Origin of the sequence: Acidocella sp. (assembly GCF_050253495.1) — a bacterium.
Classification (GTDB): domain Bacteria; phylum Pseudomonadota; class Alphaproteobacteria; order Acetobacterales; family Acetobacteraceae; genus Acidocella.
This window is the reverse complement of sequence record NZ_JBFWIX010000006.1, coordinates 101,095-122,295: the sequence shown is the minus strand read 5'-3', so window position 1 is coordinate 122,295 and position 21,201 is coordinate 101,095. Positions and strand designations below refer to the sequence as shown.

General features: G+C 64.9%; 20 protein-coding genes. 15 read left to right on the top strand and 5 right to left on the bottom strand.

What is annotated here, in order from left to right:
• Genes AB7D48_RS06960 through phnN form a run of 7 tightly spaced genes read left to right on the top strand, consistent with a single transcriptional unit; the run spans nucleotide 1 to nucleotide 5,638 of the window.
• The gene (locus tag AB7D48_RS06960) at nucleotides 1–1,092 is read left to right on the top strand and encodes a carbon-phosphorus lyase complex subunit PhnI (RefSeq protein WP_427976944.1); all 1,092 of its coding nucleotides are present in this window, start codon (nucleotides 1–3) and stop codon (nucleotides 1,090–1,092) included.
• Nucleotides 1,079–1,912, top strand: coding sequence for an alpha-D-ribose 1-methylphosphonate 5-phosphate C-P-lyase PhnJ (locus AB7D48_RS06955; protein ID WP_427976942.1), 834 nt, complete (start codon nucleotides 1,079–1,081; stop codon nucleotides 1,910–1,912). The genes AB7D48_RS06960 and AB7D48_RS06955 overlap by 14 nt, the downstream gene beginning before the upstream one ends.
• Nucleotides 1,909–2,661, top strand: coding sequence for a phosphonate C-P lyase system protein PhnK (phnK, locus tag AB7D48_RS06950; protein ID WP_427976940.1), 753 nt, complete (start codon nucleotides 1,909–1,911; stop codon nucleotides 2,659–2,661). Before AB7D48_RS06955 ends, phnK begins: the two co-directional genes overlap by 4 nt.
• Nucleotides 2,658–3,353: a phosphonate C-P lyase system protein PhnL gene (gene phnL / locus AB7D48_RS06945; protein ID WP_427976937.1), complete on the top strand. Its 696-nt coding sequence runs from the start codon at nucleotides 2,658–2,660 to the stop codon at nucleotides 3,351–3,353. The genes phnK and phnL overlap by 4 nt, the downstream gene beginning before the upstream one ends.
• On the top strand, nucleotides 3,350–4,468 hold the full coding sequence (locus tag AB7D48_RS06940; RefSeq protein ID WP_427976935.1) for an alpha-D-ribose 1-methylphosphonate 5-triphosphate diphosphatase: 1,119 nt from the start codon (nucleotides 3,350–3,352) through the stop codon (nucleotides 4,466–4,468). Before phnL ends, AB7D48_RS06940 begins: the two co-directional genes overlap by 4 nt.
• Nucleotides 4,461–5,126: a DUF1045 domain-containing protein gene (locus AB7D48_RS06935; RefSeq protein ID WP_427976932.1), complete on the top strand. Its 666-nt coding sequence runs from the start codon at nucleotides 4,461–4,463 to the stop codon at nucleotides 5,124–5,126. Before AB7D48_RS06940 ends, AB7D48_RS06935 begins: the two co-directional genes overlap by 8 nt.
• Nucleotides 5,123–5,638, top strand: a complete 516-nt coding sequence (gene phnN, locus AB7D48_RS06930; RefSeq protein WP_427976929.1) for a phosphonate metabolism protein/1,5-bisphosphokinase (PRPP-forming) PhnN — start codon at nucleotides 5,123–5,125, stop codon at nucleotides 5,636–5,638. The genes AB7D48_RS06935 and phnN overlap by 4 nt, the downstream gene beginning before the upstream one ends.
• Before the next feature lie 145 nt (nucleotides 5,639–5,783).
• On the opposite strand, the gene AB7D48_RS06925 is transcribed toward phnN, so the two are convergent.
• Both AB7D48_RS06925 and phnF read right to left on the bottom strand, forming a co-directional pair.
• Nucleotides 5,784–6,908, bottom strand: coding sequence for an alpha-D-ribose 1-methylphosphonate 5-triphosphate diphosphatase (locus tag AB7D48_RS06925; protein WP_427976927.1), 1,125 nt, complete (start codon nucleotides 6,906–6,908; stop codon nucleotides 5,784–5,786).
• A complete protein-coding gene (phnF, locus tag AB7D48_RS06920) occupies nucleotides 6,905–7,648 on the bottom strand; it encodes a phosphonate metabolism transcriptional regulator PhnF (protein ID WP_427976924.1) in 744 nt (247 codons plus the stop codon). The genes AB7D48_RS06925 and phnF overlap by 4 nt, the downstream gene beginning before the upstream one ends.
• A 219-nt stretch (nucleotides 7,649–7,867) precedes the next feature.
• Here phnF and AB7D48_RS06915 point away from each other — a divergent pair, with 219 nt between their 5' ends.
• Genes AB7D48_RS06915 through AB7D48_RS06900 form a run of 4 tightly spaced genes read left to right on the top strand, consistent with a single transcriptional unit; the run spans nucleotide 7,868 to nucleotide 10,980 of the window.
• Nucleotides 7,868–8,752 (top strand): phosphate/phosphite/phosphonate ABC transporter substrate-binding protein, encoded by an 885-nt coding sequence (locus AB7D48_RS06915; protein WP_427976922.1) that lies wholly within the window; start codon nucleotides 7,868–7,870, stop codon nucleotides 8,750–8,752.
• A 1-nt stretch (nucleotide 8,753) separates the two neighbouring features.
• Nucleotides 8,754–9,515, top strand: a complete 762-nt coding sequence (locus tag AB7D48_RS06910) for a phosphonate ABC transporter ATP-binding protein (RefSeq protein WP_427976920.1) — start codon at nucleotides 8,754–8,756, stop codon at nucleotides 9,513–9,515.
• A complete protein-coding gene (gene phnE, locus AB7D48_RS06905; protein WP_427976918.1) occupies nucleotides 9,512–10,309 on the top strand; it encodes a phosphonate ABC transporter, permease protein PhnE in 798 nt (265 codons plus the stop codon). The genes AB7D48_RS06910 and phnE overlap by 4 nt, the downstream gene beginning before the upstream one ends.
• Nucleotides 10,309–10,980, top strand: a complete 672-nt coding sequence (locus AB7D48_RS06900) for a chloramphenicol acetyltransferase (RefSeq protein WP_427976916.1) — start codon at nucleotides 10,309–10,311, stop codon at nucleotides 10,978–10,980. Before phnE ends, AB7D48_RS06900 begins: the two co-directional genes overlap by 1 nt.
• Before the next feature lie 63 nt (nucleotides 10,981–11,043).
• Here the strand turns inward: AB7D48_RS06900 and AB7D48_RS06895 are convergent, their stop codons facing one another.
• Entirely contained in the window at nucleotides 11,044–11,502 is a 459-nt protein-coding gene (locus tag AB7D48_RS06895) for a hypothetical protein (protein ID WP_427976914.1), read from the bottom strand.
• A 101-nt stretch (nucleotides 11,503–11,603) separates the two neighbouring features.
• Here AB7D48_RS06895 and AB7D48_RS06890 point away from each other — a divergent pair, with 101 nt between their 5' ends.
• The gene (locus tag AB7D48_RS06890) at nucleotides 11,604–12,623 is read left to right on the top strand and encodes an aldo/keto reductase (protein WP_427976912.1); all 1,020 of its coding nucleotides are present in this window, start codon (nucleotides 11,604–11,606) and stop codon (nucleotides 12,621–12,623) included.
• A gap of 54 nt (nucleotides 12,624–12,677) precedes the next feature.
• Here the strand turns inward: AB7D48_RS06890 and AB7D48_RS06885 are convergent, their stop codons facing one another.
• Together AB7D48_RS06885 and AB7D48_RS06880 are read right to left on the bottom strand one after the other, a co-directional pair.
• Nucleotides 12,678–14,831, bottom strand: coding sequence for a malate synthase G (locus tag AB7D48_RS06885; protein ID WP_427976910.1), 2,154 nt, complete (start codon nucleotides 14,829–14,831; stop codon nucleotides 12,678–12,680).
• Between the two features lie 87 nt (nucleotides 14,832–14,918).
• The gene (locus tag AB7D48_RS06880; RefSeq protein ID WP_427976908.1) at nucleotides 14,919–16,268 is read right to left on the bottom strand and encodes a glycosyltransferase family 2 protein; all 1,350 of its coding nucleotides are present in this window, start codon (nucleotides 16,266–16,268) and stop codon (nucleotides 14,919–14,921) included.
• 275 nt (nucleotides 16,269–16,543) lie between these two features.
• Between AB7D48_RS06880 and AB7D48_RS06875 the strand changes: the two genes are divergently transcribed.
• The 3 genes from AB7D48_RS06875 (at nucleotide 16,544) to AB7D48_RS06865 (ending at nucleotide 21,000) form a co-directional block, all read left to right on the top strand.
• Entirely contained in the window at nucleotides 16,544–19,300 is a 2,757-nt protein-coding gene (locus AB7D48_RS06875) for an Rne/Rng family ribonuclease (RefSeq protein ID WP_427976906.1), read from the top strand.
• A gap of 395 nt (nucleotides 19,301–19,695) precedes the next feature.
• Nucleotides 19,696–20,472: a Bax inhibitor-1/YccA family protein gene (locus AB7D48_RS06870; RefSeq protein ID WP_427976904.1), complete on the top strand. Its 777-nt coding sequence runs from the start codon at nucleotides 19,696–19,698 to the stop codon at nucleotides 20,470–20,472.
• Between the two features lie 9 nt (nucleotides 20,473–20,481).
• Nucleotides 20,482–21,000 (top strand): glycine cleavage system protein R, encoded by a 519-nt coding sequence (locus tag AB7D48_RS06865; RefSeq protein ID WP_427976902.1) that lies wholly within the window; start codon nucleotides 20,482–20,484, stop codon nucleotides 20,998–21,000.
• The last annotated feature ends 201 nt before the right edge of the window (nucleotides 21,001–21,201 follow it).

Below are 21,201 nucleotides of genomic sequence, written 5' to 3'. Positions count from 1 at the left end.
ATGGCTTATATCGCCGTCAAGGGCGGACAAGCCGCCATCGACGCCGCGCATGGATGGATGGCGGAGGAACGCCGGGGAAATCGTGAAATCCCGGCTTTATCCCTGGAGCAGATCGAGGCGCAGCTTGGCCGGGCCATCGACCGCGTGATGGCCGAGGGCGCGCTTTACGACCGCGCGCTGGCGGCGCGGGCCATCCGCCAGGCGCAGGGCGACCTGATCGAGGCGGCCTTTCTGCTGCGCGCCTACCGGACCACCTTGCCGCGGCTGGTGGATTCTGCCCCCATCGACACCGCCGCGATGGCGCCGCGCCGCCGGGTTTCCGCCATCTTCAAGGATCTGCCCGGCGGGCAACGCCTGGGACCGACGATGGATTACACGCACCGGCTGCTGGATTTCGCGCCCGAGCAAGACCCGCCCCCCGCGCGGATGGCCCAGGCCTGCCCGGCGCCCATGCCGCGCGCCACGGACATGCTGGGGGCGGAATCGCTGATCGAACCCGATGGCGAGGCCAACGCCACGCCGCGCCACGACCTCACCATGGAGCCGCTGGCTTTTCCCGCCGGGCGGGATGCACGCTTGCAGGCCCTGGCGCGCGGGGATGAGGGGTTTTTGCTGGCGCTGGGCTATTCCACCCAGCGCGGCTACGGAAACCACCATCCTTTCGTCGGGGAGCTGCGCATGGGCGAGGTGGCGGTGCGCATCGTGCCGCCGGAGCTTGGATTTGCCATTGAGATCGGCGACATCCTGGTGACGGAATGCCAGATGGTGAACCAGTTCACCGGCAGCAAATCCGCCCCGCCGCAATTCACCCGCGGCTATGGGCTCTGCTTTGGCCAGGGCGACCGCAAGGCGATCGCCATGGCGCTGGTGGACCGGGCGATGCGCGCCGGCGAGCTGGGCGAGGACAGTTCCGCCCCCGCGCAGGATGGCGAATTCGTGCTCTCTCATTGCGACAATATCGAGGCGACCGGTTTTGTGGAGCATTTGAAGCTGCCGCATTACGTGGATTTTCAGAGCGAGCTGCAAACCATCCGCGCCATGCGCGCCGACCAGGAAGCGGAAGATGGGGAGGCGGAAGATGGAAGGATATAACTACGCTTATCTGGACGAGCAGACGAAGCGGATGATCCGGCGGGCCATTTTGAAGGCCATCGCCATTCCTGGGCATCAGATCCCCTTCGCCGGGCGTGAGATGCCGCTGCCTTATGGCTGGGGGACGGGCGGGATTCAGGTGACGGCATCGATCATCGGGCCGGACGACGTGCTGAAAGTGATCGACCAGGGGGCTGACGACACCACCAATGCCGTGTCCATCCGCCAATTCTTCGCGCGGGTGGCGAATGTTTCGGTCACGACGCGCACAACACGGGCCAGCATCGTGCAGACGCGCCACCGGATTCCCGAAACGGCCCTGCGCGAGGGGCAGATCATCGTTTACCAGGTGCCCCAGCCCGAGCCGCTTTACCGGCTGGAGCCAAGCCGCCGCCAAGCCGCGCGGCTGCACGCCACCGCCGATTACGGCGCCATGCATGTGAAACTCTATGAGGAGATCACGCGTTTTGGCCGGGTGGCGCTTTCCTACGATTATCCGGTGATGGCGAATGAGCGCTATCTGATGTCGCCCTCGCCGATTCCGGCCTTCGACACTCCGAAGCTCTCGATGAACCCAGCCTTGCAGCTGTTCGGCGCGGGGCGGGAAAAACGCATCTATGCGCTGCCGCCTTATACGGAGGCGCGCCCGCTGGATTTCGAGGATCATCCGTTTCATCCTGGCCGCGCCAATGAGGTTTGCGCGCTGTGCGGCTCCACGGAGAGCTATCTGGATGAAATCGTCGCCGACGACCAGGGCGGGCGGATCTTTATTTGTTCCGATACCGATTATTGCGAATCCCGCCGGGAGCAGGCCGCATGATGTTGCTGCAAGCCAAAAATCTGCAAAAACGCTTCGGCGCCATCGAGGCGTTGCACGATGTCTCGCTCACGCTGCGCCGCCATGAGATCCTCGCCATCGTGGGCGAGAGCGGCTCGGGCAAATCCACCTTGCTTGGCGTGCTCTCCGGCCGGGAGCGGCCGGATGCGGGCACGGTGCTGTACCATGGCGCGCCCATTTCGGAACTTGGCGAGCTGGGGCTGCGCAAACTGCAACGCTCGCGCTGGGGATATATCCACCAGGATCCGCGTCAGGCGCTGCGGCTCTCGGTGTCCGCCGGGGGCAATATCGGCGAGCGGCTGATGGCCGCCGGCAACCGGCATTACGGCAAGATCCGCGAAACCGCCGGGCATTGGCTGGAGGCGGTGGAAATCGACCCGGCGCGCCTGGACGATTATCCGAGGCATTTTTCCGGCGGCATGATGCAGCGCCTGCAAATCGCGGCGACATTGGTGACGGGGCCGGAGCTGGTGTTCATGGACGAGCCGACAGGCGGGCTGGATGTGTCCGTGCAGGCGCGGATTCTGGATCTCATCCGCACCCTGGTACGCGGGCTCGGCCTCGCCGTGGTGCTGGTGACGCATGATATTGGCGTGGCGCGGCTGCTGGCGGACCGGCTGGTGGTGATGCGGCGCGGAGAAATCGTGGAACAGGGCCTGACCGACCAGGTGCTGGACGACCCACATCATGAATACACGCAATTGCTTGTCTCCTCGGTGCTGCCGGCATGATCGCGCTGCACGCCACGGGGCTTCGGAAAAGCTTCATCCTGCATCTGCAGAACGGCATGCGCCTGGATGTGCTGCACCGCGCCGGGATCACCGCCAGGGCGGGGCAATGCGTGGCGCTGACGGGCCCGTCCGGTGCTGGCAAATCCACGCTGCTGCGCGCGTTATACGGCAATTATCTCGTGGATGACGGGCGGATCGCGATCCGCCATCGCGGGGAGATGGTGGATCTCACCCGCGCGGACACCACGACCGTGCTGGCGCTGCGGCGCGAGACATTGGGATATGTCTCGCAATTCCTGCGGGCCATGCCGCGTGTCTGCGCCCTGGAGATTGTCGCCGCTCCCCTGCTGGAACGCGGAGAGGACCCACAAACCGCCCGCGAGAAGGCCGGGGCCATGCTGGGCCGGCTGCATGTGCACCCCCGATTGCACAATTTGCCGCCCGTGACTTTTTCAGGCGGGGAGCAGCAGCGCGTGAATCTGGCCCGCGCCTTTGTCTGCGATTGGCCGGTGCTGCTGCTGGACGAGCCCACCGCCTCGCTCGACCCGGCCAACCGTGATATGGTGATCGGGCTGATGAACGATTCCAAGTCACGTGGCGCCGCCTTGATCGGCATTTTCCACGATGAATTCATCCGCGATGCGGTGGCCGACACAGCATTGCGCCTGGAGCCGGTGAAAGAGGACGCATGACAAGTTTCAAGAATGCCCGGCTCGTGCTGCGCGACGGAATCCAAGAGGGCGGGCTGCGCGCCGAAAGCGGTGTGATCGCGGCGCTGGAGGGAGATGAGGGATACGATCTCGAAGGCGATTTCCTGATGCCGGGCATGATCGATCTGCACACGGACAATCTGGAACGCCAGGCCAAGCCGCGCACCAATGCGCGCTGGCCCTCGCGCTCGGCGCTGCTGATCCATGATTCGCAATGCGCGGCGGCGGGCATCACCACCGTGTTCGACGCGCTCTGCATCGGCGATATAGGGTTTGAAAAGGAACGCAACCAGACCTTTCAGGATGGCTATGCCGACCTTGCCATGCTGCATCGCGCCGGGGCGCTGAAGGTCGAACATCTCCTGCATCTGCGCTGCGAACTGCCCGCCGCCGAGATGCCCGGGATGTTGCGGGCCGTGATCGACGACGAGCTGGTGAGGCTGCTCTCCATCATGGACCACAGCCCGGGTATTGGCGGGCAATATAAGGACGAGGCGCGCTACCGGCGCATGCGCGCGGCCGAGGGGTTCAGTGGCGCGGAAATCGACCAGGTGATTGCCGAGCTGAAGGCCGCGCACCATGACAACCACCTGCCCAACCGCGCGCTGGTGGTGGCGCTGGCGCGCGCAAGGGGCATTCCACTGGCCTCGCACGACGATCACAGCGAGGAGGACATCGCCCGCAACGAGGCGGACGGCATCTCCATCGCCGAATTTCCCGTCTCGCTCGCCGCCGCGCGGGAGGCCAAGGCGCGCGGCATGCGCGTGATCGCCGGGGCGCCGAATATCGTGCGCGGGGGCTCGCATTCCGGCAATGTCTCGGTCTTGGACCTGGTGCGGCGGGATTTGCTGGATGCGCTGGCCTCCGACTATGTGCCCGCCTCGATGCTGGAGGCCGCCTTCGCCACCGCGGCGCTGGGCGCGCTGTCCCTGCCGCGGGCGCTAGCGCTGGTGACAGCCGGCCCGGCGCAGATCGCGGGACTGACGGATCGCGGGTGCCTGGCCCCCGGCCTGCGCGCGGATCTGTTGCAGGTCAGGCTTTATGACGGCATGCCGGTCATCCGTTCCGTCTGGCGGGAGGGACGGCGCGTTGCGTGAACCTTATCGCGCCGCGCTCTATTATGCGCCGGAGGAGACAGACCCGCTCTGGCGGGCCGGATGCGCCTGGCTGGGGCGCGACGCGCAGAGCGGGGCCCCGGTGGCGCAGCCCACCCTGCCCGGCTTGCCGCCGCAGACGCGGGCGCCGCGCCGATATGGGTTTCATGCCACCCTGAAGGCGCCGTTCATCCCGTTTTTCGGTTTCGAAATCTTCCTGAAGGCGGCGGAGCATTTCGCCGCCAGGCAAGCCTCCTTCCCGCTGCCACGCCTGCAAGTGATGAACTTGCGCGGGTTCCTCGCCTTGTGCCCGGCGGCCCCTTGCCTGCCCTTGCGTCAACTGGCCGATGCCTGTGTGACGGAGCTGGACCAGCACCGCACCCCGGAGGACGAAGCCGCCCAGACCCGGCGCGCCGAGGGACGCCCCCCCAGCCAGGTGGAACATATCAGACGCTGGGGCTATCCGCTGGTGTTCGACGAATTCCGTTTCCATATGACCCTGACGGACAAAATGGACGACAACCCCTATGAGCCAGCCGCCAGCGCCTATTTCGCGCCCGCGCTGGCATGCCCGCGCATGGTGAACAGCCTTGCCATATTCGTCGAGGATGAAAAGGGCGCCCCCTTCCGGCTTTACCGGCGGCTGGCTTTCGCGCCGTGAGGCAAGGGCTGCTCGTGCTGGTGGCCGGCCCCTCGGGAGCGGGCAAGGACACGGTTCTGGACCATGCGCGGGCGCATCTTGCCGGGCGTGAGGACATGGTGTTCGCGCGGCGGGTCGTCACCCGCCCGCCCGGACCAGGCGAGGCGCATGAATGCGTGAGCGAGGGCGAGTTCACGCGGCGGTGCTTCGCGCTTTCCTGGTCCGCGCATGGGCTGCGCTATGGTATCGCGCAAGAGATCGAGACGGATCTCGCGCAAGGGCGCACCGTCATCGCCAATGTCTCGCGCGCCGTGATCGGCGAGGCGCGGGCACGCTATCGTTGCAAGGTGATCGAGATCACCGCGCCCGCCAACATTCTGGCCAAGCGCCTGGCCGCGCGCGGGCGGGAAAGCGCAGCCGACATCGCGGCCAGGCTGGCACGCCAGGCGCCACCCATGGCGGCGGATGCGGTGATCGTGAATGACGGCGCGCCCGAGGCCGCCGGCGCGCTGTTTCTCTCCCTGCTGGGCTAGGGTCTTGTTCCTGAAATTCACGAGTGAATTTCAGGAACAAGCGCGCCGCTCAATGATGGAGCGCGGGGCGGCGAATGCTCGGCCGGCCAAATATTTCCGTGAGGTTTGGCGGGGGTTTCTTCAAAACCTGAATATCCAGGCCTATTCAGGCGCTGGTTTGCAGCCGGGCCGCCGCGCCGGGCGCGAGATAGGCGATCCGCCCGGCCGCGACGGTGGCCACGATCCTTGGTAAATCCCCTGATTCAACCAGCAGAAAATCCGCGCGCCGCCCATGCTCCAGACTGCCGCGATCGCTCAGGTTGGCGGCGGCGGCGGCGTTGCCGGTCACCAGGGCCACGGCCTCGCCGAAGGAAGCGCTGGCATTGCGCGCCAGCCGGTACACCGCCTGCAACAAAGACGGATAATGATAATCGGAGCAGAGTATGGAACAGGCACGCCGCCTGACCAGCGCCTCCGCCCCATGCCAACCCGTATGCGAGCCGCCGCGCACGACATTGGGGGCTCCCATCACGGTTGGCTCGCCAGACGCCATGGCGGCCAGCGCCACCTCCACGGTGGTCGGAAATTCCGAAATCTGCGCGCCAAGAGCGCGAAAATAGGCACGCTCCCGCGGCGTGCGGTCGTCATGGCTGGCCATGGGAATGCCCGCCTCGCGCGCGGCCCCGGCCAGACGCAGATGCGCCGCCTCGATCCGGGCGCGCGGCACCTCGCCAGCGCGGCGCGCATCCGCACAGAAGGCCTCGTAGCTTTGGCCCGACCGTTCCGCGAATTTCGACACCGCGACGGGATTGGGCAGCTTTTTCACGATGCTGGGCGTGTGATCGTTGAAGGACAGCATGTGCACATGCCCGCTGGCGATGTCGGCCAGCAGCATGTCCAGCGCGTCGAGATTGGCCGCCTCGAACCGTACATGCAGCCGCAGATCCGGCAATTGGCCGGGCGGGCGCCTGGCCAGGGCATCGCGCAGGAGCCGGTAGGTCTCCGCCGAGCGCAGCCCGGCCTCCCAGGAGAGGGTGACGGCCAGATAGGCGGTGGTGACCCCGGCCGCCAGAAGCTGCGCCTCGACCTCCGCGATGGCGATGCCCACGGGCAGCGTCACGCCCGGACGCGGCGCCAGGGCACGCTCGAAGGCGTCGCCATGAAGGTCGATGAAACCTGGAAGAATGTCGAGCCCCGTATCGTCGAAACACAGCCTGGCGGCCGCGCGCGGAGCGATGAACACACCGCCCGCCGCGCTCAGCCCCGAACGCAGGGCAAGATCGGCCATCATGGTTCGAACACCAATTGCATGCGGGTGGAAGGGTAGCAGGAGGAGCCATATTCGACGATGGCGCCATCCTGGGTCTCATTGGCCGATTCCGTGGTGAGCAGCGCATCCGTGCGGGCCACGCGCAACAGCCTGGCTTCGCGCGCATCCGGCAGGCGGGCCCCCACACGCGTCCAGCGGCGGGTATAATCGTCAACGCCGATGGCGGCGAGGGCGGCGGTGACGGACCCATGGCCTTGCAGGGCCGCCATCAAACCGGGCAACCGGGCCGCGGGAAAGACGTGGCGGGAGAGCGAAATGGGCTTGGCATCCGCCGTGCCCAGACGTTCCAGCAGGATCACCTTATCCTCCGGATCGAGCCCGAGCACGCTGGCGGCGGCCATGGCCTCGGGCAGGGCGCCCAGGCTGGTTTCGGAAAGCTCCAGAATATCTCCCAAGGGTGTGCGATTATAACGGCGCACCAGTTCGGAAAAACGCGGCCGGGCGCCGATGTGATAATCCATCACCTCGTCATTCACGAAGGAGCCGCGCCCATGCTCGGTGCGGATGATGCGCGCGGCGGACAGCTCTTCCAGCGCGCGGCGGATGGTGTGGCGGTTCACCCCGTAATCCAGGGCCAGTTGCGCTTCCGTCGGCAGCTTGTCGTCGCGTTTGTAATGCCCTTGCTCTATGTCCTGGGCCAGCCTCGCCGCGATCTGGCTCCATAAGGCCTCGCCGCGCTTGCGTTCAAACTCCATCGCCATCCTTGTCCCTATCCATCCTGAAAGGCCAACGCCGCCAGCGCTTCGGCCGGCCGGGTGTTATCGGGTATGTTTTCCTGTTTGTCTAGACATCCGAATGAGTCATAAAAGCTTCATGGAATGGACAACGTGCTGTCTTGGAATGGCGCTAGGTAACGGGGGCCGCGAAACGGCAGAGCGGGCATGGCCCCTCTTGAAAGCATCACAGGGAAATCCTCACCGATGAAGCATTCCGTTCTGGCCGTTCTCGGCCTCGCCCTAGCCGCGTCGCCCGCCTGCGCGGCCACGATCTGCCCACCGGGCGGCACCGTGCGCTTTGGCGTCGAGCCTTATGAATCCACCGCCTTGCTCATGCCGATCTATCAGAAGATCGCCAGCGATCTGAGCGCCAAAATCGGCTGCCCGGTCAAGATCAACATCACCACCTCCTATAATGCCGAGATCGAGGCGATGCGCGCCGGCAAGCTGGAAGTGGGCGAGTTCGGGCCGCTTGGCTATGTTCTGGCCCATAAGGTGGCGGATGCACAGGCCGTGGCCACCGTGGCGGACGCCGATGGCAAACCATCCACCTATACCGCCTCGGTGGTGACCTGGCCGGGCTCGGGCATCACCAGCCTGGCTGGGGTGAAGGGCCATAGCTTCGCTTATTCCGACCCGGCCTCCACCTCCGGCCATCTGTTTCCCGCCTTCGCGCTGAAGAGTGCCGGCATCGACCCCGAAAAGGGCGTGAAGGCGCTTTATGCCGGCTCGCACACGGCTTCCTATGAAACACTCGTGCATCACAAGGTTGATGCGGGCGAGCTGAACAGCCAGACCATCCAGGCGGCGGAACTGAAGCATGATTACGATCCGAAGAATTTCGTGGTGCTTTGGCAGTCCAAGCCGATCCCGCTGGATCCGATCACGGTCTATGGCAAGCTGAATCCGGCCCTGAAGGAAAAGCTGACGGTGGCGCTGCAATCTCTCAGCCTCGCCAACCTCACCCCGGCGGAGCAGAAAGTCATCGGCAGCCAGTCCGCCACGCTCGTGCCGACCACAGACGCGGCCTATGACCAGGTCCGCTCGCTGGTGCATGTGCTCAATATCGACCTGAGCAAGCTGAACTAAATTGTCGAAGCTTCCGTTGATCGAGGCGCATGGCCTCAACATGCGGTACCCGACGGGAAGGCTGGCGCTGCAAGGTGCCAGCCTGACCGTGCATCCGGGGGAGCTCGCCGTGATTCTCGGCGCCAATGGCTGTGGCAAATCCACCATGCTGCGCATCATCGCGGGCATGCAGAAGCCCAGCGGCGGCGAGGTGCGGGTGGCCGGGCAGGACATCACCCGGCTGAATGGACGCGCCCTGTCCGAGGCGCGGATGAACCTTGGCATGGTGTTTCAGCATGCGCATCTGGTGAAGCGGCGATCGGTGGTCGCCAATGTCGCCACCGGCACGCTGGGGCGGCACAGAACCATGTTCACCGCCCTTGGCGGCTTGCCGGCCTGCGAATTTCCCCACGCGATGGCGTGCCTGGAGCAGGTGGGGCTGACCCCCTATGCCCGCCAGCGCGCCTCCACCCTGTCTGGCGGGCAAGCCCAGCGCGCGGCCATTGCCCGGGCCCTGGCCCAGCGCCCGCGCGCCCTGCTGGCGGACGAGCCGGTGGCCAGCCTGGACCCAGAAGCCGCCGAGGAGGTGATGCGCCTGTTACGCGGCTTGGCCAGCGGCCACGGCATGGCCGTGCTCTGCGTGCTGCACCAGCCCGAGCTGGCCCGGCGCTATGCCGACCGGCTGCTGGGGCTGCGCCAGGGCGCCATGGTTTTCGACGCGCCACCGGGCCATGTGCCGGCGGCGGCCATCAACGATCTGTATGAAGGGTTTCGCCCGTCATGACGCCCCCGCCCGCCCCTTCCCCCTTGCCGGCGGCGCGGTTCTCCGCCTTGAAGGGCGGCGCCGTGGTGATTCTGATCACCGCCCTGATCGCGCAATCCTTGATCGTGGTGCAGGCCCAGCCTGGAGCGTTGATCACCGGCGTGCATGGCATGGCGGATCTGCTCTCGCGCTCCTTTCCACCGGATTTCGCCAGCCTGCCGGCACAGCTCTGGCCCGTGCTGGAAACGATCGACATCGCCTTGTTCGGCACGTTTTTCGGCGTGGCGCTGGCCCTGCCCCTGGCCTGGCTCGCGGCACGCAACACCGCGCCCGCCCCGGTGGTTTATCATGCGACCCGCGCCGTCATCGGCATTTGCCGGGCGGTGCCGGATCTGGTCTGGGCGTTGCTGTTCGTCACCGCCGTGGGGCTTGGGCCCTTTGCCGGGGCGCTGGCCCTGACCATCCATTCCATCGGCATGCTGGGGCGGCTCCTGGCCGAGACGATCGAGGACATGGATATGGGGCCGATGGATGCCCTGGCCTCCACCGGCGCCGGAAGGCTGCAAATTTTCGCGCATGCCGTGGTGCCCACGGTTCTGCCATCGCTGCTGGGGATCACGCTTTACCGTCTGGACGATAATATCCGCTCCTCGCTGGTGCTGGGATTTGTCGGCGCGGGCGGCATCGGTTTTCAGCTTCTCACCGCGATGAATCTGTTCGACTACCGAACCGTCTCATTGTTGATCATCGTCACCTTCGTGCTGGTGATCGGCGCGGAGCGCGGCTCCGCCATGCTGCGCAGGAGGATGCTGTGATGGACAAGACCATGCCGAAACTCTCTGAAACGGCGATCGACCCCAGCGTGCAATTGCGCGAGGCCAGGATCGGCCGGCGATGCGAGGTGCTGCGCCATTCACGCATCGAATATGCCAGCCTTGGCGATTATTCCTATCTCGGCGAGCATTGCGAGGTGGCGGATGCGCGGATTGGAAAATTCTGCGCCATCGCCAATAAAGTACGGATCGGCGCTCCCAACCACCCGATGGAGCGGCCAAGCCAGCACCGCTTTACCTATGTGCCGGAATATTACGAGGAGAGCGCCAGGCGCGATGCCGGGTTTTTCAAAAACCGGCGGGCGGATCTGGTTGTTGTCGGCCATGATGTCTGGATCGGCCATGCCGCGATTCTGCTGCCCGGGGTGAGGGTGGGCGATGGCGCGGTGATCGCCGCCGGGGCGGTGGTTTCAAAAAACGTCGATCCTTACAGCATTGTCGGCGGCGTGCCGGCGAAACCGATCCGTGAGCGGTTCCCCCGCGCGATCGCCGACCGGCTCGCCGCCATCGCCTGGTGGGACTGGCCGGAGGAGAAACTCTTCGCCGAGCTCAGCGCGTTTCAAAGCGGCGATATAGAAGGGTTCTGCAAACGCCATGACGCGACGGAGGCAAACCCAGCTCCCTGCACGCCAGGCGGACCGCCCGCGCTTTGAACCAGTCTCCATCCGCATCGGCTCCTGGAGGTGGGCTGGTTTGAGCCCGGCGGCTGGCCAAACCTATAGAGGTTTCCAATATTGGGTGAAAAACCCTTGCACATCCAGCCCCGCCGTGGGGGCGACGATGACCGCCTCGCCACCCCGGCAACGCCAATGATACGGGGTATCGTGACCCGAGATATAAGCGGGGATGAAATCCGCGTTCTTGTTGCGGGCGCACCATTGCGCCGTGCCGGGCAGGTTTGTGGCCATGTTGGCCTTGCCGCAAGGCAGGTTGGCCCCCGCGAAACAAGCATAGGGTTTGCCATCCATGCAGCGCATCACGGTCATGTTTTGGGTCTGCGCGGCGGTCATGTCCCGCAGCCCGAACGCCTGCTGGACCCGTGGCGCCAAGGCGGCGGGCAGCGGGCGCAGCGTATCGTCGTTGGGATGCGCCGCGCACAGCCCGGCCGCGCGCGCGGCCGAGGGGGGCAGCAGACCCAATCCGAGAAGCAGCGCGATGAACATGGTTTTCAGCATGGAACGAGCCTGACACAAGGCGGATCTTTCCGTCAAACCACCTCTGTGATCCACCCGGCGGGCTTCCTATGTTGCGGCGTGAACCAAGGAGAATCGACGCCATGGATTATCGCAATCTCGGCCCCACCGGGCTGACCGTCTCGCGCCTGTGCCTGGGCTGCATGAGCTTTGGCGAGGCGGGGCGCGGCCCGCATGAATGGACGCTGGATGAAGAGGCCAGCCGCCCGATCATCCGCCAGGCTTTGGAGGCGGGCATCAATTTCTTCGATACCGCCAATATGTATTCAAACGGCTCGTCCGAGGAGATCGTCGGCCGGGCGTTGAAGGATTTCGCCTACCGGGATGAGATCGTGGTGGCGTCCAAGGCGTTTTTTCCCTGGCGGGGGGCGCCGAACACGGGTGGGCTGTCGCGCAAGGCCTTGTTCACGGCGGTGGATGACAGCCTGAAGCGGCTCGGCATGGAGTATCTTGACCTGTACCAGATCCACCGCTGGGACGAAGCCACGCCGATCGAGGAAACGATGGAGGCGCTGCATGACATCGTGAAGTCCGGCAAGGTCCGGTATATCGGCGCGTCCTCGATGTCCGCCTGGCAGTTTTCCAAGGCGCAATATACCGCGATGATGAATGGCTGGACGCCGTTTATCTCCATGCAGAACCAGGTGAACCTGATCTACCGGGAGGAGGAGCGCGAGATGCTGCCGCTCTGCGCGGATATGGGCGTGGGGGTGATCCCCTGGAGCCCGCTGGCGCGCGGCAGGCTGACCCGCGACTGGACGGAGACCACCAAGCGCGCCGAGACGGATGCGGTGCTGAAATCCATCTATGGTCAGACCGAGGCGCAGGACCGCAAGGTGGTGGAGGAAGTGGCGCGCCTGGCCGCCGCCAAGGGGGTGGCGCGGGCCCAACTGGCAATGGCCTGGCTGCTGCGCAAGCCGGAAATCACCGCGCCGATTATCGGGGTGACCCGGCCGTCTCATCTGACGGATGCGCTGGGCGCGCTGGAAGTGACATTGTCCGCGCAGGACGTGGCGGCGCTGGAAGCGCCTTATGCGCCGCATCCGGTGGCGGGCGTGAGCATGACGCGCAAGGCCGAGACGCCGAGGGTCAGCCTGCGGTGAACGCGTTTGGGGGATTTGTGAAAAATCCCCCAAAGCCGTGAAAATTCTTGGTCCTTACGCCGCTTTCGCCTCACGGCGGCGGCGGGTGAGAATGAACTCGGTATAGCCGTTGGGCTGGGTCAGCCCCTCGAACACCAGATCCATCGCCGCCTTGAAGGCCGGGCCGTTATAGGCGGGGGCCATCGGGGTATAGGCGGCATCGTCCGCGTTCTGCTTGTCCACCACCAGGGCCATGCGCTTCAGCGTCTCCAGCACCTGATCCTTGGTGACGATGCCGTGATGCAGCCAGTTGGCGATGTGCTGGGAGGAGATCCGCAAGGTGGCGCGGTCTTCCATCAGCCCGACATCGTGAATGTCCGGCACCTTGGAGCAGCCGACCCCCTGGTCCACCCAGCGGACCACATAGCCCAGCAGCCCTTGGGCGTTATTGTCCAGCTCCTGCTGGATTTCCTCCGGGCTCCAGTTCACGCCCTGGGCCAGCGGCACGGTCAGCAGATCGGACAGCTTGGCGGCGGGACGCGTCTTCAGCTCGTTCTGCCGGGCAAACACGTCCACCTGATGATAATGCAGCGCGTGCAGCGTGGCGGCGGTGGGGCTGGGCACCCAGGCGGTGTTGGCGCCCGCCTTGGGGTGCGCGACCTTCTGCTCCAGCATCGCTTCCATCTGGTCCGGCGCGGCCCACATGCCCTTGCCGATCTGCGCCTTGCCCTGCAAGCCGCATTCCAGCCCGAAATCGACATTCCGGTCCTCATAGGATTTGATCCAAGGCTGGGACTTGATGTCGTTCTTGCGCAGGAAGGCGCCTGCTTCCATGGAGGTGTGGATTTCATCGCCCGTGCGGTCCAGGAAGCCGGTATTGATGAACACCACCCGGCTCTTGGCGGCCGCAATGCAGGCTTTCAGATTGGCGCTGGTGCGGCGCTCCTCGTCCATGATGCCCATTTTCAGCGTGTTGGCGGGCAGGTTCAGCAATTCCTCCACCGCGCCGAACAGGGCGTTGGCGTTGGCCGCTTCCTCCGGCCCGTGCATCTTGGGCTTGACGATATAGACCGAACCCTTGCGGGAATTGCGCTTCGCCGCGAGGTCGTGCTTGGCGATGAGGGAGGTCAGCACGGCGTCGATCACCGTTTCCGGCAGCTCCGCGCCGTCCTGGGTGATGATGTCCGTCAGCATATGGTGACCGACATTGCGGACCAGCAGCAGGGAGCGCCCATGCAGGCTGAGGGTGGAACCGTCCGGCGCGGTGTAGTCACGGTCCGGGTTCAGCTTGCGCTCGAAGCTCTTGCCGCCTTTCTCCACCGGGGCGGAGAGCGTGCCCCGCATCAACCCCAGCCAGTTGCGATAGACCAGCACCTTGTCCTCGGCATCCACGGCGGTCACGGAATCCTCGGCATCCATGATGGTGCTGATGGCCGATTCCAGGACGATATCGGCGATATGGGCGGTATCGTTCTTGCCGATCGGGTGGGTGGGGTCGATGACGATCTCCGCGTGCAGATTATGGTTCTTCAGCAACACGGCGCTGGGGTTGACGGCCTCGCCCTTGTAACCGGCGAACTGAGCCGGGTTTTTCAGCCATGCATCGCCGGAGGGCAGCAGCGCCACCAGGCGGGAGCCTTCCACCCGGTAGCCCAGCGCATCGGCGTGGCTGGCTTCCTCCAGCGGGAAGCTCGCATCCAGAAAGGCGCGCGCGCGGGCGATCACCGCATCCGCGCGCACCGGGTTGAAGCCCTTGCCGCGGGCCGCGCCATCCGTCTCCGGCAGGGCATCCGTGCCATAGAGCGCATCGTACAGGCTGCCCCAGCGGGCATTGGCGGCGTTCAGCGCGTAGCGGGCGTTGGAGACCGGCACCACCAGCTGCGGGCCGGGAATGCGGGCGATTTCGTCATCCACATTCGAGGTGTCGACGCTGAAGGGCGCCGGGTCCGGCAGCAGATAGCCGATCTCGCGCAGGAAGGCCTCATAGGCGCCCTGGTCGCGCGGCTGGCCTTTATGCGCCTTGTACCAATCGTCCAGCTTGGCCTGGATGTCATCGCGCTTGGCCAGCAGCACCGCGTTAGTGGCGGCGAAGCGCTTGAGCAGTGCCGCGAACCCCTCCCAGAACGCGGCCTGGTCCAGCCCGGTTCCCGGCAACGCCTCTTGATTCACGAAATCATACAGAACAGTGGCGACTGAAAGGCCGGAAACAGACGTCCTGGGTTCAGACATTACGGAACTCCTTAACTTATATGCGGCACCTTCCCCCGGCGCTTTTGCCGCAAAGCCGGGGCGGCATGCAAGCGCCGGGGGAACGGCTTATTCCACCGGGGCCGGGAAACCGGGGATTTCCGCCGCCATATGCACCCGGACGGGGCGGCCATGCTTGGCCACCAGCTCGTCCCAGCTAATGGTGGCCACCGGGTAGGGCCGGCCGCCATCGCTGGGCGCGAGCATCGCGATTTCACCGCCGCGCGGGGCGGGGGCGAAATTTTCCAGCACCAGCCGGCCTTCGGCGATCTCCGCCGCGAAGCGCGCGGCCAGGGCATAATAAAGCCTGGCGTCGGGCTGCACGAGCACGACCTTGTCCATCCCGGCCAGGATGGAGTCGATGAGAGCGGGGTCGTGCTCCACCACGACGAACCCCACGGCCGAGCCCGGGCCCACCGTGCTCTCCCAGGCGCGGGCGATCAAACCATCCCAAAAGCGGGACAGGCTGGTATCCTCCACGGCATTCAACTGGGTCAGGAGATTGGCAAAACCCACAGGGTCCGCGGCAACGTCTCCCCACATTTTTTCCGCGGCGTAGTTGCCTTTAAGACCGCGCGCCACCCGGTCCTCAAACGCTTTTTCCGAGCGGAACGCGTAATGATGGATAAGGGCCGCATCGAAAATTCGCGCCGAACGCGACGGATCATGAACGAACGCGGCGGCACGATCTGGAAATGCCTCGTAATAATCGGCCATATCCTCGGCCAGAACGTTCATTGCCCGGATGGGATGCGAGATGAAACCCGCCAATTGGTGAACGAATGCGTTATCCGTGCAGTTCACGAACAGATCCGGCGACAGAAGAAGATGGCTGCGCGCCAGATATTTGGTGTTTGGGTGCAAGTGGGCCTCGCGCCGCGTATAGGTCGCGAGCACGCGCGTGCCGGGATGGGTTTTATGGCCGTTGGGGCCAAAATACACCCAGTTGAACATCAGACAATCGGTCTGGTCCTCGAAGGCGCGCATATAGTCCGGCAGCGTCTGGCCGGGGGGCAGGCGCAGGAACTCGTCCAGGTCCAGGAAGCTCACCCATTCGGAATCCCGCCCGTCATGGGCGCAGAAATGCATCAGCATCTGCCGCTGCATCCCCTGCTCGGGAAAATAACGGAAGGTCACGAACGGGTCAGGCCCCTGGGTGAAGGGCAGAATAGCCTCATACAGCTCGGCCGGGTCGTCGTCGTTGCAATAAAGATAGACATGCTCGAACCCGACGGCCCGGTGATAGGTCAGCCATTCGGCGGCATAAGGGCTTTCCCAGCGGGCACAGGCGGCGATCACGAAACGGTATTTCCAAGCCATGTTCCCACCCGTGCCTGAGACGCCTGCGATACGCGTGCTGTTTTGACCATAAACCCTTTCCCTCACAACCCCCTTGCGGGAGCGGGGTTTTTGCGTCATCTACAATGTCAGGATGCGCGCAGCGCGCAGCAGGAGATTGACCAGCCTGCCAGGCGCGCCGCGTCCAAAGAAAAAAATACCGCATGGCCAGCGCCCCGGCGTTGGCGAGTTTATGGAACCGATGACCGCTCCGCCTACCGAAATTACCAAGTCTTTCAAGGTTCAGGCCCGGTTCGGCTCCGCTTCCCCTTTGTTCCATCCCTATCACGCGCCCTTGGCGCAGGGCCGCCCCGCAAGGGCCGCTCCGCCACGCGCGCGCCGGAGTTGTGCCGTTAATGTCGAAAAAAATGCTGATCGATGCCAGCCACGCGGAAGAAACCCGCGTGGTGGTTCTGGATGGTAACCGTCTCGAGGATTTCGATGTCGAGACCGTCAACCGCAAGCAGATCAAGGGCAATATCTATCTAGCCAAGGTTATCCGGGTCGAGCCCAGCCTGCAGGCCGCCTTCGTGGAATATGGCGGCAACCGCCATGGCTTCCTGGCGTTTGGCGAAATCCACCCGGATTATTATCAGATCCCCGTCGCCGACCGGCAAAAACTGCTGGATATGCAGGCCGAGGCCGCCGCCGAAGCGGAAGACGAGGCCAGCCTGGACGAGGCCCTGGAGGACGCCGGAGAGGCCCCGCCCGAGACGCCCGAGGCCGGCGAAACCGCGCGGGCGCTTGAGATCAAGCCGATCGAGATTGTCGCCGCGCCGCCGCCCGGCGAGGCTCTGGACGAGCCCACGATGATCGCCGAAGCGTTGGACGAGCCCGCCGGCGCCCCCGAGATTGCCCCGGATGCCGAGGCACCCGCCGATGCCGCCGCCGAGGAAGCCATGCCGGCCGAGATCTCGGCCGAGGCCGGGGAGATAGACAGCGTCGAGACCATCGAAACCGAAACCGCCGAGGCCCCGGCGCCCGAGCAAGTGGGCGGCGACGGCGACGATGCCGCAGAGGCCCGCGAACGCCGCATGCGCCAGCGTTTCCTGCGCAATTACAAGATCCAGGACGTGATTCACCGCCGCCAGATCATGCTGGTGCAGGTGGTCAAGGAGGAGCGTGGCAATAAAGGCGCGGCGCTGACCACCTATCTCTCCCTGGCGGGGCGTTTCTCCGTGCTGATGCCCAACTCCCCCACCGGGGGCGGGGTTTCGCGCAAGATCACATCCCAGACCGACCGGCGCCGCCTGAAGGAGACGATGGCCGAGCTGGATATTCCGCAAGGCATGGGGCTGATCGTGCGCACCGCCGGGGCCAACCGGCCCAAGCCCGAGATCAAGCGGGATTGCGAATATCTGCTCCGGCTTTGGGACGATATTCGCGACAAGACCATGGAATCCAGCGCGCCGGCGCTGATCTATGAGGAAGCCAACCTCATCAAGCGCGCCATCCGGGATGTGTATACCCGCGATGTCGAGGATGTGCTGGTGGATGGCGAGGACGGCTACAAGGCGGCGCGGGATTTCATGCGCATGCTGATGCCCGCCAATGCCCGCAAGGTGCAGTTCTGGCAGGAAGGCCAGCCGCTTTTCTCAAAATATCAGGTGGAGACGCAGCTCGATGCGATGCTGAACCCGGTGGCGCAACTGCGCTCCGGCGGCTATATCGTCATCAACCAGACGGAAGCCCTGGTGGCCATCGACGTGAATTCCGGCCGCGCCACACGCGAGCGGAGCATCGAGGACACCGCGCTGCGCACCAACCTGGAGGCCGCGGAAGAAGTGGCCAAGCAGTTGCGCATGCGCGATCTGGCCGGGCTGATCGTGATCGATTTCATCGACATGGAAAGCCGCAAGAACAACCATGCGGTCGAGCGTAAGCTCAAGGATGCGCTCAAGCATGACCGGGCGCGCATTCAGGTGGGGTCCATCAGCCATTTCGGGCTCATGGAAATGTCCCGCCAACGTCTGCGCCCTTCATTGACCGAGGCCTCGCTCATCACCTGCCCGCATTGCAACGGCATGGGGTATGTGCGCAGCCCGGAAAGCGCGGCGCTGCATATTCTGCGGGCCATAGAGGATGAGGGCGCCAAGTTCCGCGCCGCCGAGATCTCCGTCTCCCTGCCGCCGGAAATCGCGTTCTATCTGTTCAACCATAAGCGTGAGCGTCTGTCCCAGATCGAGGGGCGCTATGCGATGCGGGTGATCTTCAACCCGGATGCCACCCTCACCGGCAGCCATTTCAAGCTGGAACGCCTGAAAGCGCAGACAGCCCCCCCGCCTGCCCCAGCCCCCGTGCGGCCCGAACGGCCGCTGGAAGCCGTGGCGGCGGAACCGGACGAAGCCGAGGCCGAGACGGAAGAGGCCGAAAACGGCGAAGGGCAACAGGATCGCGGGGAGCGCAAGCGCCGCCGCCGCCGCCGGGGCCGGCGCCGGGGCGAGACCGGCCAGACCGAAAGCACCGCGGCCATGCCGGAGAGCGAGGCCGAAGCCGCGAGCGACAGCGAACCGGTGAACGACGAACCCTCGGCGCTGGATCTGGCCTTGGAGGCCGCGCTGGGCGGCGATGAGACCCTTGAGCCCGCCGGCGCCGCCGAGACGTCGGCACCGCAAGCGCCTGAACCCGAAGCGGCCGCACCAGCGCCGGAACCGGTTGCGGCGGCGCCCGCTGAAGCCGCCCCCTCCACCGAGGAGGAGGCCCCCGCGCCGAAGCGCCGCCGCACCGTGCGCAAACGCAAGACGAAGGCCGAGATGGAGGCCGAGGCAAAGGCAAAGACCGAAGCAGCAGCCGAGGCCGCGCCAGAAGCGGCCCCCGTGGCCGAGGCAGCCCCAGAGGCCGAGGCGCCGCCCGCCGAAGCCGCCCCTTCCACCGAGGCGGAAGCCCCCGCGCCGAAGCGCCGCCGCACCGTGCGCAAACGCAAGACGAAAGCCGAGATGGAAGCCGAGGCAAAGACCACGCCAGAGGAGGCACCCGCGCCGGTGGCAACGGAAGACGCCACCGTGGCCGAGCTCGCCCCCGCCACCGACCTGGAGGATTCCGCGGTGAAGCCGATTCTGGTCGGGGCCAGCGAGGCACCCGCGGCGAAGAAAACCGGCTGGTGGCGCCGCTAACTGGCGAACAACTTTATCCGATCAGATGACCTCATCTGATCGGATACGGCTCCAGCTCAGGGCCGATCCGGTTCGAAGCAGTTTCCCCGAACCAGGCCAGGGGCCGCAAACACCCCTAAAAACAAGCCCAAACAACGACTTGTAAGGCAGGGGCCGCGCTGGCGCGGCACCGCCAGCGCCTGAGGACGAAACCGCGTCCAGCCTTGCCGGCTGGATGGATATTTGAACCGGCGCGCGGCGAACCCCGGCGCGCGCCATTTGTTAAGGTTTCGTAATTTACACTTCGTCGCGCAATGATGGCGTTTTTTGCCTCCATTTCACTTGAAAACCCAGAGAATCCTGCGAATCATAGGGGTGTGTCCCCTTCGGGCACGACTCTAGGAGCAATAACACTCATGGCCTTCAACCCGAATCAATCCTACCGCACTGTGCAGGCGGGCTATGCCGCCTATGGCAGCGCCGCGCTGGATGCGGGCCTGCGCGCCTATATGTTGCGCGTTTATAACTGGATGGCATCCGGCTTGGTCCTGACCGGACTGATCGCCTTCGCCATCGCCAATACGTCCTTGATGAACCTGTTCTACCAGCCGGTCCAGACCGCTGGCGGCATGGCGCTTCACCCCACCATTCTCGCCTATGCGGCCATCTTCGCGCCGCTGGTGTTCGTGATGGTGCTCAGCTTTGGCGTGAACAAGCTGTCCACCACGGCCGCGCAAACCTTGTTCTGGATTTTCTGCGCCACCATGGGCGCGTCCATGACCAATATCTTCGTGATCTATACGGCCACCTCCATCGCCTCGGTGTTCTTCATCACGGCGGGCATGTTCGCCGCCACCAGCCTCTATGGCTACACCACCGGGCGCGACCTGACGGGGTGGGGCAGCTTTTTCTTCATGGGGCTGATCGGCATCATCCTGGCCTCCGTGGTGAACATCTTCCTGCATTCTTCCGCCCTGTCCTTCGCGGTCTCCATCCTGGGCGTGTTCATCTTCCTGGGCCTCACCGCCTATGACACGCAGCGGATCAAGACCGACTATATTCAGTTCGGCTCCTCCTACGGGGTGGACATGGCGGGCAAGCGCTCGGTCTATGACGCGTTGCAGCTTTATCTGAACTTCATCAACCTGTTCATGTTCCTGCTGCAACTCTTCGGCCAGCGCGGCCAGCGCTGATCCGCCTGCATGGCTTCCCTGGTTGTCAGCTTGGCCGGTCCCGACCGGCCAGGTCTGGTGAACAGCCTCTCTGAACGGATTACCGCCGGGGGCGGAAGCTGGCTGGAAAGCCGGTTGGCGCATCTGGCGGGAACCTTCGCGGGGATCGTTCTTGTCCGGGTACCCGATGAAGGGGCGGAGGCCTTGGCCGCCGCCCTTTCGTCTTTGTCGGAAACGGGGCTGGCGGTGCGGATTATCGCCGGCACGCAGCCCACCCCGCCCACGGAACAAATCACACTCGAACTGCTGGGCAATGACCGTCCGGGGATCGTGCGCGACGTGACGCAGACCCTGCATGGGCTGGGAGTGAATATCGAGGAATTCTCCTCCCATATCGAAAGCGCCGCCTTCACGGGGGAGGATATGTTCCGCGCCATCGCCAGGCTCGGCCTGCCGCCGGGGCTTTCCGCCCAGGATGTCGGCGCCGCGCTGGAAACGCTCACGGCGGAATTCATGGTGGATGTCCAGCCACCCGAGGATGCCGGTTGAACCCTGGCGCGGGTCCGGGACGAGACCGGACGAAATTCCGAATGCAAAACAAAAATCCGCAAATCTTCACATGAAAACGGGCGAATTTTCTTGACACGGCGCGCCCCCGCATAGCGGAATGGCGTCATGCTCAGGAGGATTCTCAAGCTTTGCGCTTGACCTGCAAGCCCGCCCCGCGTTTCTCCATCCGGACGAACCGGA